This window comes from Lachnoanaerobaculum gingivalis (genome assembly GCF_003862475.1).
Classification (GTDB): domain Bacteria; phylum Bacillota; class Clostridia; order Lachnospirales; family Lachnospiraceae; genus Lachnoanaerobaculum; species Lachnoanaerobaculum gingivalis.
The window spans coordinates 281,537-302,322 of sequence record NZ_RRCO01000003.1 but is presented as its reverse complement, the minus strand read 5'-3'; the positions used below and the strand labels follow the sequence as shown (position 1 = coordinate 302,322).

At 35.7% G+C, this 20,786-nt stretch carries 19 protein-coding genes; all 19 read left to right on the top strand.

Annotation, left to right across the window (positions count from 1 at the left end; genetic code table 11):
• Positions 1-3: 3 nt before the first annotated feature.
• The 19 genes from EHV10_RS08235 to EHV10_RS08150 all read left to right on the top strand — a co-directional run bounded on the left by EHV10_RS08235 (position 4) and on the right by EHV10_RS08150 (position 20,741).
• Positions 4-3,045: an efflux RND transporter permease subunit gene (locus EHV10_RS08235; RefSeq protein ID WP_128674231.1), complete on the top strand. Its 3,042-nt coding sequence runs from the start codon at positions 4-6 to the stop codon at positions 3,043-3,045.
• A 198-nt stretch (positions 3,046-3,243) separates the two neighbouring features.
• Positions 3,244-4,404 carry a TolC family protein gene (locus EHV10_RS08230; protein ID WP_207667143.1) on the top strand — a complete coding sequence of 387 codons (1,161 nt, stop codon included), beginning with the start codon at positions 3,244-3,246 and terminating at the stop codon, positions 4,402-4,404.
• Positions 4,405-4,416: 12 nt separating this feature from the next.
• Positions 4,417-5,607, top strand: a complete 1,191-nt coding sequence (locus EHV10_RS08225) for a TolC family protein (protein ID WP_128674229.1) — start codon at positions 4,417-4,419, stop codon at positions 5,605-5,607.
• A 144-nt stretch (positions 5,608-5,751) separates the two neighbouring features.
• Positions 5,752-6,273, top strand: coding sequence for a YtxH domain-containing protein (locus EHV10_RS08220; RefSeq protein ID WP_128674228.1), 522 nt, complete (start codon positions 5,752-5,754; stop codon positions 6,271-6,273).
• Between the two features lie 122 nt (positions 6,274-6,395).
• Positions 6,396-7,442, top strand: a complete 1,047-nt coding sequence (locus tag EHV10_RS08215; RefSeq protein ID WP_243116110.1) for an ABC transporter substrate-binding protein — start codon at positions 6,396-6,398, stop codon at positions 7,440-7,442.
• A gap of 3 nt (positions 7,443-7,445) precedes the next feature.
• Positions 7,446-8,198, top strand: a complete 753-nt coding sequence (locus tag EHV10_RS08210) for an ABC transporter permease (protein WP_128674226.1) — start codon at positions 7,446-7,448, stop codon at positions 8,196-8,198.
• Positions 8,198-8,743: an ATP-binding cassette domain-containing protein gene (locus EHV10_RS08205; RefSeq protein ID WP_128674225.1), complete on the top strand. Its 546-nt coding sequence runs from the start codon at positions 8,198-8,200 to the stop codon at positions 8,741-8,743. Before EHV10_RS08210 ends, EHV10_RS08205 begins: the two co-directional genes overlap by 1 nt.
• 2 nt (positions 8,744-8,745) lie before the next feature.
• Positions 8,746-9,741, top strand: coding sequence for a hypothetical protein (locus EHV10_RS08200; protein ID WP_128674224.1), 996 nt, complete (start codon positions 8,746-8,748; stop codon positions 9,739-9,741).
• 4 nt (positions 9,742-9,745) lie between these two features.
• A complete protein-coding gene (locus EHV10_RS08195; protein ID WP_128674223.1) occupies positions 9,746-10,849 on the top strand; it encodes an AI-2E family transporter in 1,104 nt (367 codons plus the stop codon).
• Between the two features lie 141 nt (positions 10,850-10,990).
• On the top strand, positions 10,991-12,250 hold the full coding sequence (locus EHV10_RS08190; protein ID WP_128674222.1) for a S1C family serine protease: 1,260 nt from the start codon (positions 10,991-10,993) through the stop codon (positions 12,248-12,250).
• 11 nt (positions 12,251-12,261) lie between these two features.
• On the top strand, positions 12,262-13,209 hold the full coding sequence (locus EHV10_RS08185) for a 3'-5' exoribonuclease YhaM family protein (protein WP_128674221.1): 948 nt from the start codon (positions 12,262-12,264) through the stop codon (positions 13,207-13,209).
• Between the two features lie 62 nt (positions 13,210-13,271).
• A complete protein-coding gene (rlmD, locus tag EHV10_RS08180) occupies positions 13,272-14,663 on the top strand; it encodes a 23S rRNA (uracil(1939)-C(5))-methyltransferase RlmD (RefSeq protein WP_128674220.1) in 1,392 nt (463 codons plus the stop codon).
• Positions 14,664-14,702: 39 nt separating this feature from the next.
• Positions 14,703-14,834, top strand: a complete 132-nt coding sequence (locus EHV10_RS15125) for a hypothetical protein (RefSeq protein WP_279221817.1) — start codon at positions 14,703-14,705, stop codon at positions 14,832-14,834.
• 328 nt (positions 14,835-15,162) lie between these two features.
• Positions 15,163-16,968, top strand: a complete 1,806-nt coding sequence (locus EHV10_RS08175; protein ID WP_128674219.1) for a KAP family P-loop NTPase fold protein — start codon at positions 15,163-15,165, stop codon at positions 16,966-16,968.
• The gene (locus EHV10_RS08170; RefSeq protein ID WP_128674218.1) at positions 16,969-17,751 is read left to right on the top strand and encodes a hypothetical protein; all 783 of its coding nucleotides are present in this window, start codon (positions 16,969-16,971) and stop codon (positions 17,749-17,751) included. It begins immediately after the preceding gene.
• Positions 17,748-19,037: a Qat anti-phage system QueC-like protein QatC gene (qatC, locus tag EHV10_RS08165; RefSeq protein WP_128674217.1), complete on the top strand. Its 1,290-nt coding sequence runs from the start codon at positions 17,748-17,750 to the stop codon at positions 19,035-19,037. Before EHV10_RS08170 ends, qatC begins: the two co-directional genes overlap by 4 nt.
• On the top strand, positions 19,034-19,777 hold the full coding sequence (locus tag EHV10_RS08160; RefSeq protein WP_128674216.1) for a TatD family hydrolase: 744 nt from the start codon (positions 19,034-19,036) through the stop codon (positions 19,775-19,777). The genes qatC and EHV10_RS08160 overlap by 4 nt, the downstream gene beginning before the upstream one ends.
• Before the next feature lie 171 nt (positions 19,778-19,948).
• Entirely contained in the window at positions 19,949-20,188 is a 240-nt protein-coding gene (locus EHV10_RS08155; protein ID WP_128674215.1) for a hypothetical protein, read from the top strand.
• Between the two features lie 190 nt (positions 20,189-20,378).
• Positions 20,379-20,741, top strand: coding sequence for a hypothetical protein (locus tag EHV10_RS08150; RefSeq protein WP_128674214.1), 363 nt, complete (start codon positions 20,379-20,381; stop codon positions 20,739-20,741).
• The last annotated feature ends 45 nt before the right edge of the window (positions 20,742-20,786 follow it).

Here is a 20,786-nt window from a genome sequence, read left to right as displayed (position 1 = left end):
TTTATGATTGGATTAACAAGGTTTTCATTAAAAAGACCGGTAACTCTTATTCTTGCAGTAATAACGGTTTTGTTTTTCGGATTGCGCTCTGTTATGAATGCACCGATGGAGCTTAATCCCGAGATGAGTTTGCCGATGATGGTTGTATCCACTATATATCCGGGAGCATCTCCGGCAGATATAGATGAACTTGTATCAAAGAAAATAGAGTCCGAGGTTTCAACACTGACGGGAATAAAAACCGTAAGTGTAAGTTCCATGGAAAATGCCTCTACCATGCTTTTACAGTATGAGTTCGGAACAAATATGGATAAGGCGTATATTAATCTCAAAAAGGTATTGGATTCGGTAAAATCAAGCCTGCCAAAGGATGCCGAGGAGCCGAATATTATAGAGATAGATATGAATGCTCAAAGTGATATACAGCTGAGCGTTGCCGGAGGTACGGACGGCAATTTGCAGGATTATGTGAATACAAACATTGTTCCTGAATTTAAGAAAATGTCTTCGGTTGGAAGTGTTTCCATATCAGGAGGGCAGTCAAGTTATATAAGAATTGAGCTGATACCCGAAAAGCTTGCACAGTATAATTTAGCTATGTCGGATATCGGAAATATAATAAGCAGTGCGGATTTTTCCACACCTGTAGGCAAAGTTGACTATGGAAGGCAATCACTAAGTGTAAGTATAGGTGCCGACTATAAGGATATCAACAGATTAAAAAATATTGTAATACCGCTAAAAACAGGAGATGTAATACATTTATCGGATGTGGCAAATGTATATGATGCTTTGGAGGAGAAAAACTCGCTGAGCCGTTATAATGGTGAAGAGGTGGTTTCAGTAGCTATTACAAAGCAGCAGTCATCCACTTCAGTTGAAGTATCAAAGCAGGTTAACAAGGTTATAGAGGAGCTGAAGGCAAATAACAAGGATTTGACCATTACTACGATATTTGACAGTTCAAAATATATCAAGGAATCAATTAGTGATGTATTTAAGACACTTATAATGGCGGTAATACTCTCAATGATAGTTCTGTTTATATTTTTTGGAGATATCAAGGCTTCGCTGATAGTCGGAAGTTCAATACCGATATCTGTTATGGTAGCTCTTACACTTATGCGTGCGGCAGGCTTTTCACTAAATCTTATATCCATGGGCTCATTGGTACTTGGAATAGGTATGATTGTGGATGCGTCCATAGTCGTACTTGAAAGCTGCTTCAGATCAAAAAGCGATAAAAACTTTTTTGATTCCGCCGTGGAAGGTACAGGTATTGTGATAAATTCAATAACAGGTTCTATAATAACCACCTGTGTAGTATTCCTCCCGCTTGCAATGCTTAAAGGCCTTTCAGGACAGCTCTTTGCACAGCTTGGTTACACCATAGTATTTTGTATGGTTTCATCATTATTCTCCGCAATAATGATAGTTCCGCTTCTATATCTCTTTTTTCATCCTGTGGAAAAGACGGATACATTGGCAAACAGAGTGCTTTTAAAAGTACAGGATAGCTATAGAAATACGGTAAAAAAGATAACACCGAAAAAATTCACTGTAGTCGGAATATCGGTAATGCTTCTTGTAATATCCTTTATACTTGCCGGAAATGTCGGAATGGTGCTGATGCCGGAATCGGATGACGGACAGATAGCAATAAGTGTTTCAGTGGCTCCGGGGCTTAATATCGAGGATGTGGACAGAATTGCAAAGCAGATAGAAGATTTTGTGGCGGCGGATCCGGATGTGGAAAATTATCAGATGACCTTTGGAAATTCTGAAATGTTTTCAGAAAAAACCGGTATTTCAATAACTGCATATTTGAAAAAGAAACGCAGCAGAAAAACCAAAAATGTAATACAGGAGTGGCAGCCTGTGCTGACAAAAATTCCTGATACTTCTATATCCGTAAAGAATCAGTCAAACAGTTCAAGCGGAGTATCAAACCGTGCAGTGCAAATCAATCTTCAAAGTACCGATTATAATCTGGTAAGAAAGACCGCAAATGAAATAGTAGATAAAATGCATTCATTAAATTATTTATTAAATGTACATTCAAGTGCAGAAAATGCGGCTCCTATAGTTAAGATAAATGTGGATCCTGTACAGGCTGAGGCTATAGGAATGACTCCTGGAAGTGTTGCAGGTATAGTATATCAAAATCTTACAGATACGGAGGTAATGAAATATTCCTCAGGAGATTCTACAATTACCGTAAAAATGAATTATCCCGATGAAAGCTATGACACCATCAATGAAATAGAAAATATTTTGATAACAGGTGTTACAGGAACTAAAACTCCGCTTTCAGATCTTGCCACAGTGTCATTTGAGGACAGTGCGGTTACTATTACAAGATCGGATAAAAAATATCAGGTATCCATCACAGCGGATAAGGTGGCAGGATATAAGGGAGATGCCAATAGTGAGGCTGATGCATTCGTAGACAGTATCGGACTTCCAAACGGAGTGGAAAGAGCCACCAATGCATATAATGATATGATGAGTGATGAGATGACCGCACTGCTTAATGCATTACTTACAGCTATATTTTTAATATTTATTGTAATGGCAATGCAGTTTGAATCACCCAGATTTTCACTGATGGTAATGTTTACCATACCGTTTTCATTGATAGGAGCATTCGGACTCCTGTGGTTATTTGATGTACCGATAAGCATGATGTCAATGATAGGTTTTTTGATGATGGTGGGTACCGTTGTAAATAACGGTATTTTATATGTGGATACGGTAAATCAGTATAAGGTGGAGATGCCTCTTGATGATGCCCTTGTGGAGGCGGGAGCGACAAGAATAAGACCTATACTTTTGACCACCCTTACAACAATTATATCTATGCTTCCGATGGCTCTTGGTTATGGAACGGATATGCTCCAGGGACTTGCACTTGTAAATGTAGGAGGTTTGATAGCTTCAACGCTTCTTGCACTGCTGCTTTTGCCTACTCTTTATAAAATGCTTGATAAGGCAGGTAAAAAGCTTACAGGAAATCATTTAGAAGCGGGATTGGATATTGACTGAAAGATAAATGCAATTAAATAATTAAAGTCAGTATACTGACCGGGGTGGCTTACCTTAACCGTATGGAAAGCTTGAGCAAATAAAAATATAAATTGAATATAAAAGTAAGATTTGAATAATAAAATTATTGTAAAATTAAATATAGAGATGTATTTAACAAAGCTATTATAGATTTATTATATTGTGAAAGAGGTGAATATGAATAAAAAAGGCAGAAAAATAATAGCCCTTGCACTTTCAGGCAGTATGCTTATGACTACAACCGTATTTGCAAGAACTCCAAGATTTAACAGAAGTAATGAGGAGTGGGCCGCACTTGAAGACAATAATCTTGAGTACGGCGAGATAGAAGATTTGATAGCTGAGTATAATGCTACAGTGCGTTCAAATGAAGTTGCTCTAGCAAAGTTTAAAAGAGACTACGGAAGAACAAACACTGAAGTGTCTGATAAGTATAGAGAAAATGCAGAAGAAATTTTAAATAATCTTGATGACCCGGATCCAAGCGATCCGACATATATAGCAAAGCTTTCAAGTGTGGCGACTGCAAGAGCAACCGCACAAAATCTTTTATCAAGTGCGGATTCCACATTGGAAGATGCAAACATTATAAGACTTGGATATGAACAGTCGGAAAAGACTTTAGCACAGAGCGCGACTACAAATATGATTTCATATAGGTCGGGTCAAGTAGCAATAGATGTGGCTAAGGGCAATCTTGAACTTGCAAATATTGCATTGAATATGGCAAATGCAAAGTTAAATGCCGGAACAGGCACAAATATAGATGTACTGAGTGCTAAAGAAAAGGTAATCAATGCACAGAATGCTCTGACTAAGGCAATATCAGATAACAATACGGTACTTAAGAAGTTGCAGGTAATGACCGGTTGGAGCTATAATGCCACGCCGAACGTAGGAGATATACCGACCCCCGATATGAACAGAGTATTTGATCCGAGTGCGGATTTACAAAAAGCATTGGTAAATAACTATACATTGAGAATAAATGAAAAGAAATTGGAAAATGCAAGCGCAGACTCCGACAAGCAAAGTTTGAAACTGACTATAGAAGATAATAAGAAAAATATAGCAACCGCTCTTGCAGTGGCAGCACAAAATATAGCATCTGCAAAGGAAAGCTATAACTATGCAAACAGCTTTGCAAATCTTCAAGAGACTAACATGGCTATCGCAAATCAGAGATTCTCACTTGGAATGATAAGTAAGCTTGAACTTGATACACAAAAGGTAACAACGGAGAATGCAAAAAGAGCATTGGAGCAGAGCAGATATGCCATAAATCAGGCAATAGCAAACTATGATTGGGCACTAAAAGGACTTGCATCAACATCATAAGGAGGCTTATAAATGAAAAATAAAATAATAGCTTTGTCTCTTTGTATGGCACTTGCCACACCTATAACATCATATGCATATGTGACGTCTCCAAAGAGTCCGTCAGATGTAGAAAAGACACAGGCACAACTTAACGGATACAGTGAAGAGACATGGAGTAAGCTTATGGATAATACTTTGGAGTATGTAGAAATAGAAGATTTGGTAAAAAACTTCAATGTAAATATATCATCAGCTTGGAGTAAGTTTAATGAAAATGTAGACAGCTTAAGTATGGCACTTGATACACTCAAAGCGGCAAGAAGAGAGATGAGCAGTAATGCGACTGTAGCTATGAACGACGGTGATGTTGTAAATACAATTCTCTATAAGGCACAGGGCAAGGGCCTTGGTATGAGTATACAGGCAATGAGCATTGCAAAAGATAAGCTGTCAAGACAGGTGACAAGTACAAATGCGCCTATAAGAAATGCACAGGATCAGGTTGTGGCAGGTGTAAGAGCACTTATGATTGGATATAAAAATATAGAAAATCAGGAAAAGATACTGGAAAGTATGATAAAGATGTACGAGGAGGCGATAAGAGTCACAAATCAGACAGAAAGTCTGGGATTGGCGACCAATGCGGATATTATAAAGGCTCAAAGTGACCTGGCAAATGCAAGAGCAAATCTTTTGAACCTAAAGGCTAATAAGGATAAGCTTTATCGTACTCTTATAACTATGTGCGGTTGGTCTCCTGATGCCGTCGTTACTGTTGCAGATATACCTGATGTAAGTGAGGACGATATAAATAAGTTAAACCCAAGTGTGGATATAAACACTGCCATAGGAAACAATGCAACACTTATAAAAAACAGACATAATACATCTTCAAAGTCAAGTTCATTTGTGGAAGCAAAGTTGTATCAGTCAAATCAGGATGAAGATATGTTAAGAGCAAATATAAATGAACTTTATAATAATATAATAACAGATAAAGGTAATCTTGCAGCGGCAAATGTCGGAGTAGAAGCAGCCAACGCCACCGAAAATGCACTGGATACACAGAGAAGACTTGGCATGCTCTCAACGGCACAGTATCTTGGAGGAAAGCTTTCGGTTTTACAAAAGCAGGCGGAATTGGAGAGTGCAAGGCTTCAACTTAAGACAGATTACAATGCATATATGCAGGCGCTATCGGGAAATATTGCTATAGATTGATACTTAAAAAGTATCAAAAATATAATAAATATTAAGATAAAATAAATTGCAAAATTATCCGTATTTGATATAATTGACTAAATCATATTTGATTTCGCGTTAATAGTTCAATGAAGGATTATATACACTAAGGAGGATACGACAATGGGATTTTTTGATCAATTAGGTGATGTTGCAAAGAACTTGGGAGCAGCAGCAGGTGACCTTGCTAAACAGGTTAGCGACAAGACCAATGACGCTTTAGAGATAAGTAAACTCAATTCAAAGATCGCTGCAGAGAAGCTGGAGATTGAGAAGGAAAAGAAGAAAATCAGTGAGGCTCTTTTTGATAAATTTGCCAAGGGTGAAGAAGTACCTGAGGAAATAAAGGAATTCTGTGAGAATATAAAGGCACGTTTCCAGAATATAGATAGTCTTAATGCTGAAATCGAAAAAGTAAAGAATACTGCAGGTAAGAAGGCTGAAGAAGTTAAAGATGCAGTAGAGGATAAGGTTGAGGAAGTAAAAGAGGCTGTTCAGGATAAGGCTGAAGATGTAGCTGATAAGGCTGAGGAAGTAAAAGATCAGGCTGTAGATACATTTAATGAAGTTAAGGAAAATGTTGAGGACAAGGTTGAGGATGTGAAGAAAGACATCAAGGACGGTATCGACAACATTCAGAATTAATTCATTGATATTTTTATAGAAATTAATTAAAATAAGAGAGTAAAACCTTTATGGTTTTACTCTTTTTTACAAGAGGAAAAAAGTATGTTTTAGCTCAGAATAAATATATTTTGGAGGTAGAAGTGAAAAAAAGAATATTAGCGGTAATGGCATGTGCATTATTGGCATTATCAGGTTGCGCAAAGGCAAATGTAAATGAAAGCAGTACAAGTGCTGAGAGCAGTGTGGCAGAAAGTACACAGCCTGGCACTACAGGTGAAAATGAAGAAAGTCTTGGAAGCATAAAGCTGGGTGGATTAAAGGGTCCTACAAGCATCGGACTTGTAAAACTTATAGATGATGCAAACAAGGGAAGCCTTGCTTACAGTGTCGATTTTGATATGGAGACTGCACCTGATGTAATGGCACCAAAGCTTCTAAACGGAGAAGTGGATATTGCGGCATTGCCTGTAAATATGGGATCCGTACTTTTTAACAACTCAGACGGCAAGGTCACTATGCTTGATATAAGTACTCTGGGTATTCTCTATATACTTGAAAAAGGAAATCAGAGTATAAAGAGCGTAGAAGACTTGAAGGGCAAGACAATAATAGCACATGGTCAGGGTGCTACACCTGAGTACAGTCTTAGCTATATACTGTCGGGACACGGAATGGATATAAACACTGATGTTACTATGGACTGGAAATCATCAGCAGATGAAGTTTTGGCAACTATCGAAAATACAGACAATGCAGTAGTTATGTTACCACAGCCATTTGTAACAGTTGCTCAGACAAAAGTGCAGAACTTAAATACAGTACTTGATCTTACAAAGGAATGGGATGCACTTGGAACAGGCGGAAAACTTATCACTGCAGGTTTGTTTGTAAGAAACGATTTTCTTGAGTCAAACAAGGAGTTGGTAGACGAGTTTATAGCAAACTATACAGATTCTGTTAAGTGGATAAATGAAAATGTGGAAGAGGCATCTAAGCTGGTAGAGGCAAATGATATAATAAAGGCACCTATTGCAGCCAAGGCAATACCATATTGTAATCTGGTATCTATAACAGGAGATGAGATGAAGAGCGCTACAGAGGACTATTTAATGACATTGTTTAATTTAAATCCTAAGTCGGTAGGTGGTGCATTGCCGGGAGAAGAGTTCTATTATACCGGAAAATAGTCTATGAATAAAAATAGAACACATAAAATTACAGCAGTGCTTCTTGCACTGCTGTTTTGGCAAATAGTGGCAATGATTTTAAACAGGTCATTTTTACTTTCATCCCCTGTAGAAGTAGTCAAAGCATTGTTTGAGCTTGGTGGGAAGAATGTATTTTGGATGGGACTTGGGAAAAGCATATTTAAAATACTTTTGGGCTTTTTAGCTGGTGGCGGAGTAGGAATATTACTTGCAGGACTTTCATACAGATTTAAACTGTTTGAGATCTATATATCACCATATATTATGGTAATTCGCTCAGTACCGGTAGCATCATTTGTCATCATAATACTTATATGGCTTGGAAGTGAGGCACTTTCGGTTTTAGTATGTTTTTTTATGGTAATGCCCATATTTTATGCCAATACCCTGGAAGGATTAAAGTCTATAGATGTGAAGATGCTGCAGATGGCTAAAATATATGAACTTGGGAAAAAGGCAAAATTTATATACATATATTTACCGGGGCTGGAGTCATTTTTGATATCATCAAGTGTGGCTTCAATGGGAATTGCTTTTAAGTCAGGTATTGCGGCTGAGGTTATAGGCAGACCGAAAAACACTTTGGGATTCTTCTTATTTGATGCCAAGATATATCTTGAAACTTCAAAGGTCTTTGCCATTACGCTAATAGTAATACTGTGCAGTGCAATTTTTGAAAGATTGATAATATTTATAATGAAAAGATTTTTCGGATTGATAAAGAGGGTGTATTGATGTTTTTAAAAAATATATATAAGAGCTTTGACGGCACAGAAGTTTTAAGAGATTTCACTTTGGAAATAGCCGATGGCGAACATGTTGCACTTATGGGAAAGTCCGGAAAGGGAAAGACCACTATATTAAATATTATAATGGGCTTTGAAGCACCTGATTGCGGTGATATGGACGTTCCAAAGGAAATATCTACAGTATTTCAAGAAGACAGACTAAGTGAGGACTTCAGTGCGATTTCAAATGTATGCCTGATGAATGGGAATAAAGAAATTGCAAAAGAAATTTTAGATAAGCTTGGTATAGAGACTAAAAAATATGTAAATACTATGAGTGGTGGCCAAAAAAGAAGAGTGGCACTTGCAAGATGCCTTTCAAGAAGAGCCAAGCTTTATATATTTGACGAGGCTCTAAAGGGCCTTGATGAAAAGACAAAAGCTGTGGCAATGACGGTTATAAAAGAGTATACTTGTGGAAAAAGCGTACTCTTTGTGACACATGATATAAATGAAGCAAGAGAGTTTGCAGACAGAATAGTGGAGATTTAGCTATGGAAATAAAATTTGAAAAGCTTTCGGAGTGGCAGGTAGATAATATAAAACTTTCAGAGGTATCATATAAGTATGCACCGATATATGCAAAGAATCATTTTGCCAGAGCGAAGGATGAGTTTGTTATTTACTGTGGTGAGAATAATGGTGTTTTGTGGTTAAGGAATAATGAATATAAGTTTATTCCAATTAATACAGATAACAAAAGAAGCAGTAAACTCTTGCTTAATACAGATGACGGTATTATTTTAATCAGTGAAAATGAGGCGTGGAAATTGGGAGAATATGATGAAGCATTTACTCCTATAAATATAGAAAAACCTTGTATTGCAGAAAATATAACAGAGATCTCAACTTTGGGAGAGAGTGGAAAATTTCCTGTTATTTGTCGTGTAAGTGTAGAGGCGATGGCTGCCAACAGCTTTACATTTTTTAAATATGATAAAAATGAAAATACTATAAAATTTGAAGATATATTACATCCTGTATTTACAACAGAAAATACAAGGAAAAGATTTTTTGAGTCATTGCTTAAGGCAGAGGGGCTTTATAATAAGATGGAGTATAGATATAACTATCCTCAAATTGGAAGTATGATGATAAAGGGTGACGCTATATATGTATTCTTGGAGGCTGATACTGTAAATCCATGCGGACTTAGCTATTTTAAGTATTACTGGTATGTAGAAATTAATAAAGACGGAGTTTATAAAAAGAAAATCTGGGGTGAGGAAAGATTGGAAAAACTACCCGGTAAACATGGAGTCAGAGGTAAATTCAGTACTGATAAAAAATATCTTATCTTATCCCCTATTTTTAAAACAGGTGAATGGAAGGGCAAGCAAAAATTACTAAGTCTTTCAGATTTGGAACTTTTGGATATTACATTGCCAAGAGGATACTCAAAGTTTAGAGTGTTGGATATTTTTGATGAACAAGCATTTATCAGTGATGAAGTAGATAAGATAGCGCTTTGTAAAATGACAGAAGGGTAATATTGTGAACGGTATAAAGAAAAAGTATATAGCATATATTATAATAGGCACTGTTTTAATATATGGAATAATCAGATATTTTAATGCTGTAGAAGGCTATATAAAAAATATAACCAAAGCTTTGATGCCATTTGTGGTGGGAGCTATGATGGCATATATTATAAATATTCTTATGGATGCTTATGAAAATCTGCTTTTGAAAAAATTTCATAATAAAAAAATTATAAGAATGGTATCAATAATATCGGCTATGTTCACCTTTGTACTGGTAATAGCATTATTGCTTGGAATAATTATTCCACAGCTTGTAAAAATATCATTTTCTATAATGTATACGAATCCAAGTGATTTAAAGCGGATAATAGTTGATATCGGAAATAATGAGCAGATAAATAATATTTTAAAGATGTTTAATATTGATACCAATAATATAGATATAGCAGGATATCTGGCAAGGCTGATTAAAGAGGTAATGTCAGGTGTGGGAAATGTACTGAGCGGAGTATTAATCGGTATATCAGGATTTTTTAATACGGTATTTTCTTTATTTATGGCAATTGTTTTTGCAATATATATACTTGTGGATAAGGAAAAGCTGGGAGTACAGGGAGACAAGCTGCTAAAAGCATTTCTTCCGTCAAAAAGAGACTTTATTATTGATATTATAAGTGTTTTTGATAACAGCTTTAAAAAGTATTTTGTCAGTCAGGTAAAAGAGGCGATGATACTTGGTGTATTATTATATGTGGTTATGTCTATAGCAAGATTACCATATGCTTCATCTATTTCTATTTTAGTCGGTGTGACTGCACTTATACCGGTTATCGGTGCATATGCAGGACTCTTTATAGGCGCTTTGATGATACTTACAAAATCTGTGCAGAGCATGATAATATTTATAATAGTTCACACATTAGTACAACAATTTGAAAATAATATAATATACCCGAGAGTTGTAGGAAGCTCGGTAGGACTTCCGGGTATGTGGGTTATAGTTGCGGTTTCACTTGGCGGAAGCATCGGAGGAATATTCGGTGTACTGGTTGCAGTGCCTGTAGCTGCAGGACTTTATTATATCCTAAAGAGGGAAACGGAGAAGAGATTATAAAGTTATAATTATATTGATTCAGATATGTATTTTGTGTTAAATCTATATTACATTTGCTTGATAAATTGACCCTAAACCAGTATAATCTTTTTTAGGGAGAGCGAGGTATTATGTAATACATCCTGAAAGCAGAGGGTTTTTATGCCAGATACAAAAAAAGAACATGAGCCTGATGAGAAAAATCCTTTTATAAAGCAGACTATTATAGAGGATAATAAAGAACGTAATAAGAAGGTTATCTCAGCGGCTTGCCTTGCTATTGTTTTTGGAATGGTTGCAGGACCAAGTATGGCATTGACATCACATATTATAAACAAAAACATACTTAGCAAAAAGACAAAGACCACTATCGAAATTCCGAAGGAAGAAACTACAGTTGAGAGTAGTGAGGAAGCGGAATCTTCAGAACATGTGGAAGACATAGTTGCATCTGCTATAGAAAGCATTGATTTGAACGAAAAGAATCTGGTGCAGATGTATGAGAGTCTGAGTAAGGTTGCAGAAAAAAAAGATAATACTATTGTAAAAATAAGTGCCGTCACTACAGACACTGACTGGTTTAACAATACATTGCAAAATGAAAGCAGTTGTTCGGGAATCATAATAGCAAAGTCGGGTGACAGCCTTATTGTTTTGGCTCCAAATATGGAAAAAGAGGGCGGAATAAAAGTCGGTTTTTACGACGGTAGCAATCAGGAAGCTACAGTAATCGGAAGCGATCAGCTGACAAACTTAATGATACTCTCTGTGGATATTTCTTCCATGGAAGAAAAGATAAAAAGTATAGAGCCTGTTGTACTTGGAAATTCCTATCAGCTGAAAAAAGGTGCTTTTATATTGGCGGTAGGCAGTCCGGTGGGAGTATCAAGAAGCATCGATATCGGAAATATAACGGCAATTGATAAGAATGCGAGTTTTTTTGACGGATACGGAAGAGTAATATACTGTGATAAACATTTGGACAGCATAGGAACATTTTTACTGGATACATCAGGAAATCTGGTAGGTGTGGTTTCCAATTTGGATGACAGTTCATCCATATCAATGGCATACGGTATATCCGATTTGAAAGTACTTATTGAAAATATGACAAATGGTGTAGGATCGGCATACTTGGGAGTTCGTGCACTTGATATAGACAAGGACAAAGCGCCTGAGGGCATGCCAAGCGGTATCTATGTCTCAGAAGTCAGGACGGATTCACCGGCCTATAATATAGGGATACAATCAGGGGATATTATTTCCATGATTGGTAATGAGGAAGTAAACTCTATAACAGGGTTTAAAAATATAATGGAGAAGCTAAAACCAAACCAAGTGATCAATATCAAGGTGAATCGTTCAGGTAAAGACGGATTTACCGAATTGAATTTTGAGACAACTATTGGTGCCAGGAGCTAGAAGGGTAGAAAATGAAATTTATTGAAAGCTTAAAAGAAGGAATGCATATTTCAGAGGTTTATCTGTGTAAATCCAAAACTATTGCAGTATCAAAGACAGGTAAGGAATATGCCAGCCTCAGTTTGCAAGACAAGACAGGAAGCATTGACGCAAAGATATGGGATCTTTATTCTCCGGGTATCTCTGATGTAGATGCTATGACCTTTGTAGTGGTTGACGCTGAAGTTACATCTTTTAACAACACATTGCAGCTGAAGGTTGCAAGGATAAGGGAAGCTGATGCAAAGGAATATACAGCATCAGACTATGTACCGGTATCTAAAAAAGATATTGAAAAAATGTTTGCGGAGTTAAAAGAAAAGATAAAATCGGTGAAGAATCCTTTCTTAAATAAGCTTTTGACCGCTATTTTTATAGAGGACTTTGAATTTCAATCTACATTTAAAGCATCATCGGCAGCCAAGACCGTGCATCACGGATTCCTTGGAGGATTACTTGAGCATACTCTGGGAGTGGTGAGGCTTTGTGAATATTTTTGTGATAATTATGAGTCATTAAATCATGATCTTCTCATCACATCCGCACTTTGTCATGATATAGGAAAGACCAGAGAGTTGTCGGCATTCCCGGCAAATGATTATACCGATGAAGGTCAGTTGGTGGGACATATAGTAATAGGTGTTGAGATATTAAAAGCGCAAATTGATAAAATTCCGGGATTCCCGAAGAAGCTTTCAAATGAGCTTATACATTGTATACTTGCACATCATGGTGAGCTTGAATACGGTTCACCTAAAAAACCTGCACTTATAGAGGCTTTGGCTCTCAATCTGGCAGATAATGCAGATGCAAAGATGGAGACCTTTATTGAGCTGTTGGCACAGGGACAGGACGGAGCTACCGGATGGCTCGGTTATAATAAGTTACTTGAGAGCAATTACAGAAAGACAAGTGTATAATATAAAGTCGAGAACGTAGACTGATTATCAAAGCAGTCTTATATGTTTAGTAATGGAGATATATGAAAACTGATAATACAGCAAGTTACAAAAAAGGTGAAATGATAACAGTTGATATAACAGACTTTGGAGAAAATGGCGAAGGCATCGGAAAAACCGATGCCTTCACATGGTTTATAAAAGATACTGTTATAGGGGATAAAGTCACAGCAAAGGTGATGAAAACGAAGAAAAGTTACGGATATGCAAGATTGGAGAGCATAGTTAATGAGAGTCCCGACAGAATAGAGGTCAAATGTCCGGTGGCAAGAAGCTGTGGCGGATGTACATTACAGAGCCTTGATTATAAAGCGGAGCTTAGACTAAAGCAAAACAAAGTGGAAAATCATCTAAAAAGAATAGGTGGATTTGATCTGTCAAATGTAGAGATAGAAGAAATTATCGGTATGGAAGAGCCGATAAGGTATAGAAATAAATCCCAATTTCCCTTCGGGAGAAAGAACGGTAAAAACATCACAGGCTATTTTGCAGGCAGAACTCACAGCATTGTAGAGTTTGATGACTGCATTATCGGTATAGAAGAAAATAAGACTGTACTGCAGATAGTTCTTGATTTTATGGAGAAGTACAGTGTGGAAGCCTACAATGAGGAAGATGGAAGCGGCATAGTAAGGCATGTACTTATAAGAAAAGGCTTTGCTACGGGTGAGCTGATGGTTTGCATAGTTATAAACGCAAACAATCTGCCACATAGTGACAATCTTGTAGAGAGCCTATGTAGCGCACTTGGAAATGACTTAAAATCTGTTTCTATCAATATAAATAAAAAGAATACCAATGTCATCTTGGGAGAAAAAACAGTTACTCTTTATGGCAACGGCTATATAGAGGATTACATAGGGGATGTGAAGTTTAGAATATCGCCACAGTCATTTTATCAGGTAAATCCTGTACAGACGAAAAAACTATATAGCAAGGCATTAGAGTATGCCGCACTGACCGGTAAAGAAACAGTTTGGGATATGTACTGCGGTATAGGAACGATTTCACTCTTCCTTGCAAAGTCCGCAAAGTTTGTCTACGGTGTTGAGATAGTGGATGCCGCCATACAAAATGCAAGAGAGAACGCAAAGCTTAATAATATAGAAAATGTAAAGTTTTTCGTAGGTAAGGCGGAAGAGATTATCACAGGCGAATACGAAAACGGAAATATAAGAGATATAGATGTCATAGTGGTAGACCCGCCAAGAAAGGGGCTTGATAAGCTTGCAATAGATACAATGCTGAAGTTGTTACCAAAGAGAATAGTATATGTAAGCTGTGATTCCTCTACACTGGCAAGGGATTTAAAATTGCTATGTGAGAAGGAATATGAACTTAAGAAACTGACAGTGGTGGATCAGTTTGCGAGGAGCTATCATACGGAGAGTGTGGTGGTGATGGAGAGAAAATAAGTAGGAGGCCTTGAATTTACTTACTTTTAAGAGTATTTCATGTTTAAGAAAGCTGCTAGGGAAGAGAATGGAAAGCATCTGAGAAAGTATATTTGTGTAATTTTAGCTGTTGAACTCTACGCAGTAGGTGCAAGGTCTGAACCTGTTAGATTAAACAAAATAAGAATCTAGCGCATATCTAAGTAGAATCTTATTAATAAATTGGTGGTAGAGCAGGGATATGAAACAACTGTAAATCAGCGTTATGTGGATTTCTATTATGCCATGAGGCTTAGAGTTGTAAGTCATTCTAAGCGAATGGAATCCAGGAAAATTAGGGATGTGAACGGACAGAATCGAAGTGATAGCTTCAGTCCACATTCTCCCAAGATACTATTTGAAAATGACTAATAGATTAGCGGATAAAATCTACTGAAAATGAGTGTAAAAGTGATGGTGCTATAAGCTAGTATTTTGAAAACGTGTATTGAAATAATGATAACTTTAAAGGGGCAATCTTATGTGGAGAGACAGCGAGACCGAGTTGGATTTTTTGGATTATGGATATTTAATAAATAGTATTACTGATATTGTGGAAAATGATGATCTTCTACCAGCATGTATAGGATTGTATGGTGATTGGGGGAGTGGAAAATCAAGCGTTATACATATGAGTAAGTCTTTGCTTGAAAACAATGACAAAGATATAAAATGCATGGTTTTTAATGGTTGGCTTTTTGAAAACTATGAAGACGCTAAGAGTGCATTACTGGGAGAGATATTAGACGCAATAACAGATGAAAGAAAATTGTCAGAAAGAGCCAAAAGTTTAGTTAAAGGATTGTGGGATTCTATAGATAAACTTAAATTAGCAAAAAGGGTAGTTGGGGCTGGGGCGGACTTTATGCTTACCGGAGGAATGGCAACATTGACCAGTTTAACCGTAAGAAATGTCATGTCTGCTGTTTTTAATAATGTAAATAATATAGACGATGATATACTAAATAAAATTCAGCAGAATGTTAAGGATGAACTAAATTTCACAGAGCTTAGAGAGAATATTCGTTCTTTTCAAAAGAACTTTGCTAATATCCTAGAGGAATCAAAGATTTCACGTCTTGTTGTATTTGTTGATGAACTAGACAGGTGTCGTCCTGATACAATATTAGATACATTGGAGGCAATTAAGCTTTTCCTATTCACAGGAAAAACAGCATTTGTAATAGGAGCAGATGAGAGACAGATTGAATATGCAGTAAAGAGTAAGTTTAAAGATATACCTGGCCAAGAAATAAGTATAGGAAAGGAATATATGGAAAAATTGATTCAGTACCCGATCAGAATTCCACGTTTGGACACATTAGAAGTATCAAGGTACATTTCATGCTTGTTTCTTCAAAAAAAAATAGGAAAAGATGACTTTAGGAAATTCTTGGAGGCATTTCACACAGCACAAAAAGATGACTTTACGAATGTTGATTTAAATAAGATTTTAGCAAATCTGAATTTGAACGAATCAGAAAGTATTGTATCAGCTATACAACTGGCAGAGTTAATGACCCAAGCACTAAATGGTAATCCAAGACAATATAAACGTTTTTTAAACATGCTTGATTTAAGAATTCAGCAGGCCAAATATAAAGGAAAAGAACTGAACCAAAAGATTCTGACAAAAATAATGATGCTAGAATACTATCGACCTATTCAGTTTAAAAAATATGCAGAATTATCAAAAACAGGTGATCTGAAAGAAATGTTGAAAGAAGGAGAGGAAAACGAAGGGGATACGCAAGAAGGAATAGAGGATGAATGGCTTTTGAGGTGGTATAAAACAGAGCCACATATAGCAAATGAGGATTTGAGATTATATTTTTATTTTTCTAGAACTTCTTTAGAGGAGCGTGTAAGTATATTGAAAGCAACAATGTCGGTATTAGCTCAAAGAGTTTTTGACATTGTTATTTCTGAAGGAGAAGAGTCTATAACTAAGGCAGAAGAAGAAATGAGGAATCTGTCTATTGATGATGGGAAGGCTGTTATAGAAGCGTTTGTAAATAGAATAGTTTCTTCTGAAAAAGTGAAAATAGAACAAGTGAAGATTCTTACTGGGCTTTCGTTAACTAAAAAAGAGTTGTATGAGGAGGGGATGAGCCAGTTGAAATTAATCTCAGCATCACAGTTAACAGCTGGTGCTGCTCCATATATAGCTGAATTTGCTAAACAAACTCATATGGAAGAAGAATTAGAAAAGATAATGTCTAACCAGTGGAAAGATAATATTACCTTGGTTAGAACAATAAGAAATAGCTTGGGGAAGGAAGGGTAAATGGGAACATCGACAATTTATCAAGGACCGGTAAAGAATAATCCTTTACTACCGGATGGATATTTAAATGATCAAGAGATAGAGTCAGGTGGTTCTGTACAGCCCAATGTAGAGTGGAAGACAGTAAAAACAAATTTGTCAAGAATTATAAATGGTACCTATAGTGGAGATCGAAAAAGAAACTATGGGCATGTAGTTGGACAGTATGTAAAGGCGGCTGGTGGCTCTACAAGATTGGTTCATTCGGCGAATTCAGGTGTGAGATCGGGTCGAGCATTGGGTGGATTCTTTAACAATATAAGTAATTATGGAATCGAAAACTTATTACACAATTTACAAATTGAGTTTGAGGATAAAAGTGCGAATGAAGTAATTTCATTAGTGGTTGATGCACTAGCACCTCAAGCAGTAACAAAGGAGGATATAGTAGCTCGATCAGCAATGATGGATGCGATGTCCTTTGTTTATGAATATATGGAGCGAAATAATATGGATTTTGATTGTTTAAATAATATGCCTTCGGAATTATCCGTAAAATCAATGTGTGCGTATATACAATCATATATATGGGGGCTTATGCAGAGGGACTTACAAAGTAGATTTGAAAAGTACGAATCTGATATTGTTAAGGCCAATACAATTAGAAATGATTTTAAGGAAATAGTTTACAGTACAGTTGATGTAGAGTTTAAAAAGCTCAAGGAACAAATAGACTTTAGCTCAAAAAATGTAATTCCTAAAATCATGGGGGATTGTTTTATTGCATTGGAGGGATTAGAGTGATTATTAATTTTGTTCATAGTGATAAGGATATATATATTGCAGAGTGTGAGAACCTAAGAATTAGTTATAATGCAGCAAAACAATTTCGATATACTTTTTGGCAACATGATTTTATCTGCTCTTCTTGGTTTTCCAATACAGGAATAGATTTATTATACATTTCATTTTCTGTTTTTATAGCGGATAGGTTATGTAAAAGAGAAGATGCATCAGATAATTGGAGTAGAAATATTGAATTACATATTCCTGTTTTAGAATACACTTTATGGAATGAAAATGTATTACTCTTGCAGAACACCTTGAGTTTTCTGAGCGGAGATCATTGGAAGATTTTTTTTCGTCCAAGAGAAAAATCAGATATAGAAGTATTTGCTGAAAACCGATGGAAGAAAAAAACGCGTAGTGAAAAAACGCAGATGTTTTCAATGGTATCAATGTTATCTGGAGGAATGGATTCCTTGATAGGTGCTATAGATCTATTGGAAGCAGGAAAAAAGGATATATTATTTATTAGCCATTATGGAGGTGGAAAAGGTACAAAAGAATTCCAAGATAGGGTAATTTACTCATTGCAAACCGAATATGAGTTATTGGAAGATAATTTTTTACAATTTCATGCATCGGTTGTTGATGGTGTAGAAGATACAACACGAACAAGATCATTTATGTTTTTTTCACATGCTATTGTAATGGCTACGGCATATAGCAACTGCAGTAAAATGATTATTTCAGAAAATGGATTTATTTCCCTAAATATTCCTCTTACATTCTCTAGAATAGGTACAAGTAGTACGAGAACTACACACCCATATTATATGACTTTACTTAAGGAATTACTGAACAACGTAGGAATAACTCTGAATATTTATAATCCATATCAATTTAAGACCAAGGGAGAGATGTTAATTGAATGTAAAAATCAAGAGATATTAAATGCGAATATTGCAAATACGATGTCATGTTCTCATCCAGATGTAGGTCGTCATCGTGGCGAGAAAGAAGCTATGCATTGTGGCTACTGCTTGCCATGCACTGTGAGACAAGCTGCCTTAAAAAGAGCTAATATGTCAGATACAAGTAGGTATTATGACAGACAATTTAAATTAGGCGATGAAGCAAAAATGTGCTTAAATTCATATTTACAAGGTTTGGATATGTTTCAGCCTACCCAAATTTTTATGCGTATTCAGATGAATGGATCCATTAAAGAACATATAGAAGAGTTTTCTAATCTTTATAAACGTGGGATTAATGAGATTTCCAGCTATTTAGAGGAGTTTAAATGAATGAGTTTTTAATGGATGCACATATGCATTTTGATCTCTATAAGGATAAAATAGAAGTTTTACACTATATTGAAGCTGTGAAATCATATACAATTGCAATGACAAATCTACCTGATATTTATAATAGATACGAGAAATTAGTTGGTAGATATAAATACACTCAAATTGCAATTGGTTATCATCCGGAATTAGTAAAAGACTTTCCAAATCAGATTGAATTATTTAAGAAATTATCAGTAAAGTCACGGTATATTGGTGAAGTTGGGCTGGATGGTTCAACCAATGATAAACGTATATGTCTTGATCAAGAAAGAATATTTAGCGAAATACTAGAATTCCTAACAGGGAAAAATAAAGTGTTAAGCGTACATAGTAGACATGCTTCTAAAGATGTTTTAAAACATTTAGATGGATTTGCGGGAACTGTTATTATGCATTGGTACTCAGGAAGAATACAAGATCTTGAGGAAGCTATCGATAGAGGATACTACTTTTCAATTAATCCACAAATGTTGAACAGTAAGTCTGGAGCTAATATAATTTCCAAGATACCGGTACAACGTATATTACTAGAAAGTGATGCTCCATTTATTCCGTCACTAAAAAGTCAGTATTCTATTGACTTTAATGATATTATCTATGAGTATTTTTCTAATATGTATAATGTGACAAAGAAGCAGGTGGAGCATCGAGTAAAGGCAAATTTTGAAGAAATTGTCAAAACCAAGGATAGCATTTAAGTAAAGGCGATTTAGTATTTTGCGTAGCTTAAGGTAAAATAAATAAATTTACTAGAAGAATGGGTGAAGTAAAATTTGAAGGTATTATATAATAATGTTATCGATAGATATAAAACCTCAGAAGACCTAAAAGGTGCGGTATATTCATAACTTCATGAAGCGATAGTAACTATGACAACTAAGGAATGGAATTGTAGTGATTTAGTACAAATGATCTCTGTGCGTGGAATGACAAAAAATATGGATATATATTTGTTGATTGAAGAACATGTATTACATAAAGAGGTTTGTAAGCGTAATGTATTGAGTGCTGATAATCCTGATATTCAATTAATGCTTAGACTAATATATGAAAATAATAATGCAATATATCTGTTACAAGACATGAAAGATGAAATGCTAATTAAATAATTTGTGCGCGTCTATTTGTAAAGCTTCTTGATATGAGAAATTGCAAAGATAAAGTCTAGCTATTTATTTACACATTAAGATTGCGAATTTATAGTAGATGTGGTTTCTGTGTTTGTTGGATATAAAAATTAAGATAACCTAATTGAATAGGAGTTGAGATATGGTAGATGAGATGAAGGAGGTGAAGTGAATGAGTAATTTAGGTGCATATCAATGGTTGACTACTGTGGCGAAGAAGGTCGGAGGTCCTAAAAATTTTGTCTTAATAATTGCTGGCACAGGTGCAGTGATATATAAAGGTGGTGAGATTGTTGTAAAAAAGATAATAAAGAAAATAAATAAGGAAGAATTACACAGAACATCAGATTCAATGGTATATTCTGTAACTGCAGAGGGGGTTAGCAATGATGGATTAAAATTTAAGATAGGAGAAAAAATTAGAGTACTTGAAATAGATAAGGATGCCATTTTGATTGAGAAAATTGGAGAAGATAATAATCCATATTTTGTGTCAGAGGAGATGTTGAAAAACATATCAAATTATAAGAGTTAGAAGGAGAATAGTATCAGAAGATGAGTTTCGATGAACTGTAATTGA

What these genes read in the sequence shown, in the direction of transcription:
- EHV10_RS08235 (WP_128674231.1), top strand. Translation starts at nt 4, where the DNA reads ATGATTGGATTAACAAGGTTTTCATTAAAAAGACCGGTAACTCTTATT.
- EHV10_RS08230 (WP_207667143.1), top strand. Translation starts at nt 3,244, where the DNA reads ATGAATAAAAAAGGCAGAAAAATAATAGCCCTTGCACTTTCAGGCAGT.
- EHV10_RS08225 (WP_128674229.1), top strand. Translation starts at nt 4,417, where the DNA reads ATGAAAAATAAAATAATAGCTTTGTCTCTTTGTATGGCACTTGCCACA.
- EHV10_RS08220 (WP_128674228.1), top strand. Translation starts at nt 5,752, where the DNA reads ATGGGATTTTTTGATCAATTAGGTGATGTTGCAAAGAACTTGGGAGCA.
- EHV10_RS08210 (WP_128674226.1), top strand. Translation starts at nt 7,446, where the DNA reads ATGAATAAAAATAGAACACATAAAATTACAGCAGTGCTTCTTGCACTG.
- EHV10_RS08205 (WP_128674225.1), top strand. Translation starts at nt 8,198, where the DNA reads ATGTTTTTAAAAAATATATATAAGAGCTTTGACGGCACAGAAGTTTTA.
- EHV10_RS08200 (WP_128674224.1), top strand. Translation starts at nt 8,746, where the DNA reads ATGGAAATAAAATTTGAAAAGCTTTCGGAGTGGCAGGTAGATAATATA.
- EHV10_RS08190 (WP_128674222.1), top strand. Translation starts at nt 10,991, where the DNA reads ATGCCAGATACAAAAAAAGAACATGAGCCTGATGAGAAAAATCCTTTT.
- EHV10_RS08185 (WP_128674221.1), top strand. Translation starts at nt 12,262, where the DNA reads ATGAAATTTATTGAAAGCTTAAAAGAAGGAATGCATATTTCAGAGGTT.
- rlmD (WP_128674220.1), top strand. Translation starts at nt 13,272, where the DNA reads ATGAAAACTGATAATACAGCAAGTTACAAAAAAGGTGAAATGATAACA.
- EHV10_RS15125 (WP_279221817.1), top strand. Translation starts at nt 14,703, where the DNA reads ATGTTTAAGAAAGCTGCTAGGGAAGAGAATGGAAAGCATCTGAGAAAG.
- EHV10_RS08175 (WP_128674219.1), top strand. Translation starts at nt 15,163, where the DNA reads ATGTGGAGAGACAGCGAGACCGAGTTGGATTTTTTGGATTATGGATAT.
- EHV10_RS08170 (WP_128674218.1), top strand. Translation starts at nt 16,969, where the DNA reads ATGGGAACATCGACAATTTATCAAGGACCGGTAAAGAATAATCCTTTA.
- EHV10_RS08160 (WP_128674216.1), top strand. Translation starts at nt 19,034, where the DNA reads ATGAATGAGTTTTTAATGGATGCACATATGCATTTTGATCTCTATAAG.
- EHV10_RS08155 (WP_128674215.1), top strand. Translation starts at nt 19,949, where the DNA reads ATGACAACTAAGGAATGGAATTGTAGTGATTTAGTACAAATGATCTCT.
- EHV10_RS08150 (WP_128674214.1), top strand. Translation starts at nt 20,379, where the DNA reads ATGAGTAATTTAGGTGCATATCAATGGTTGACTACTGTGGCGAAGAAG.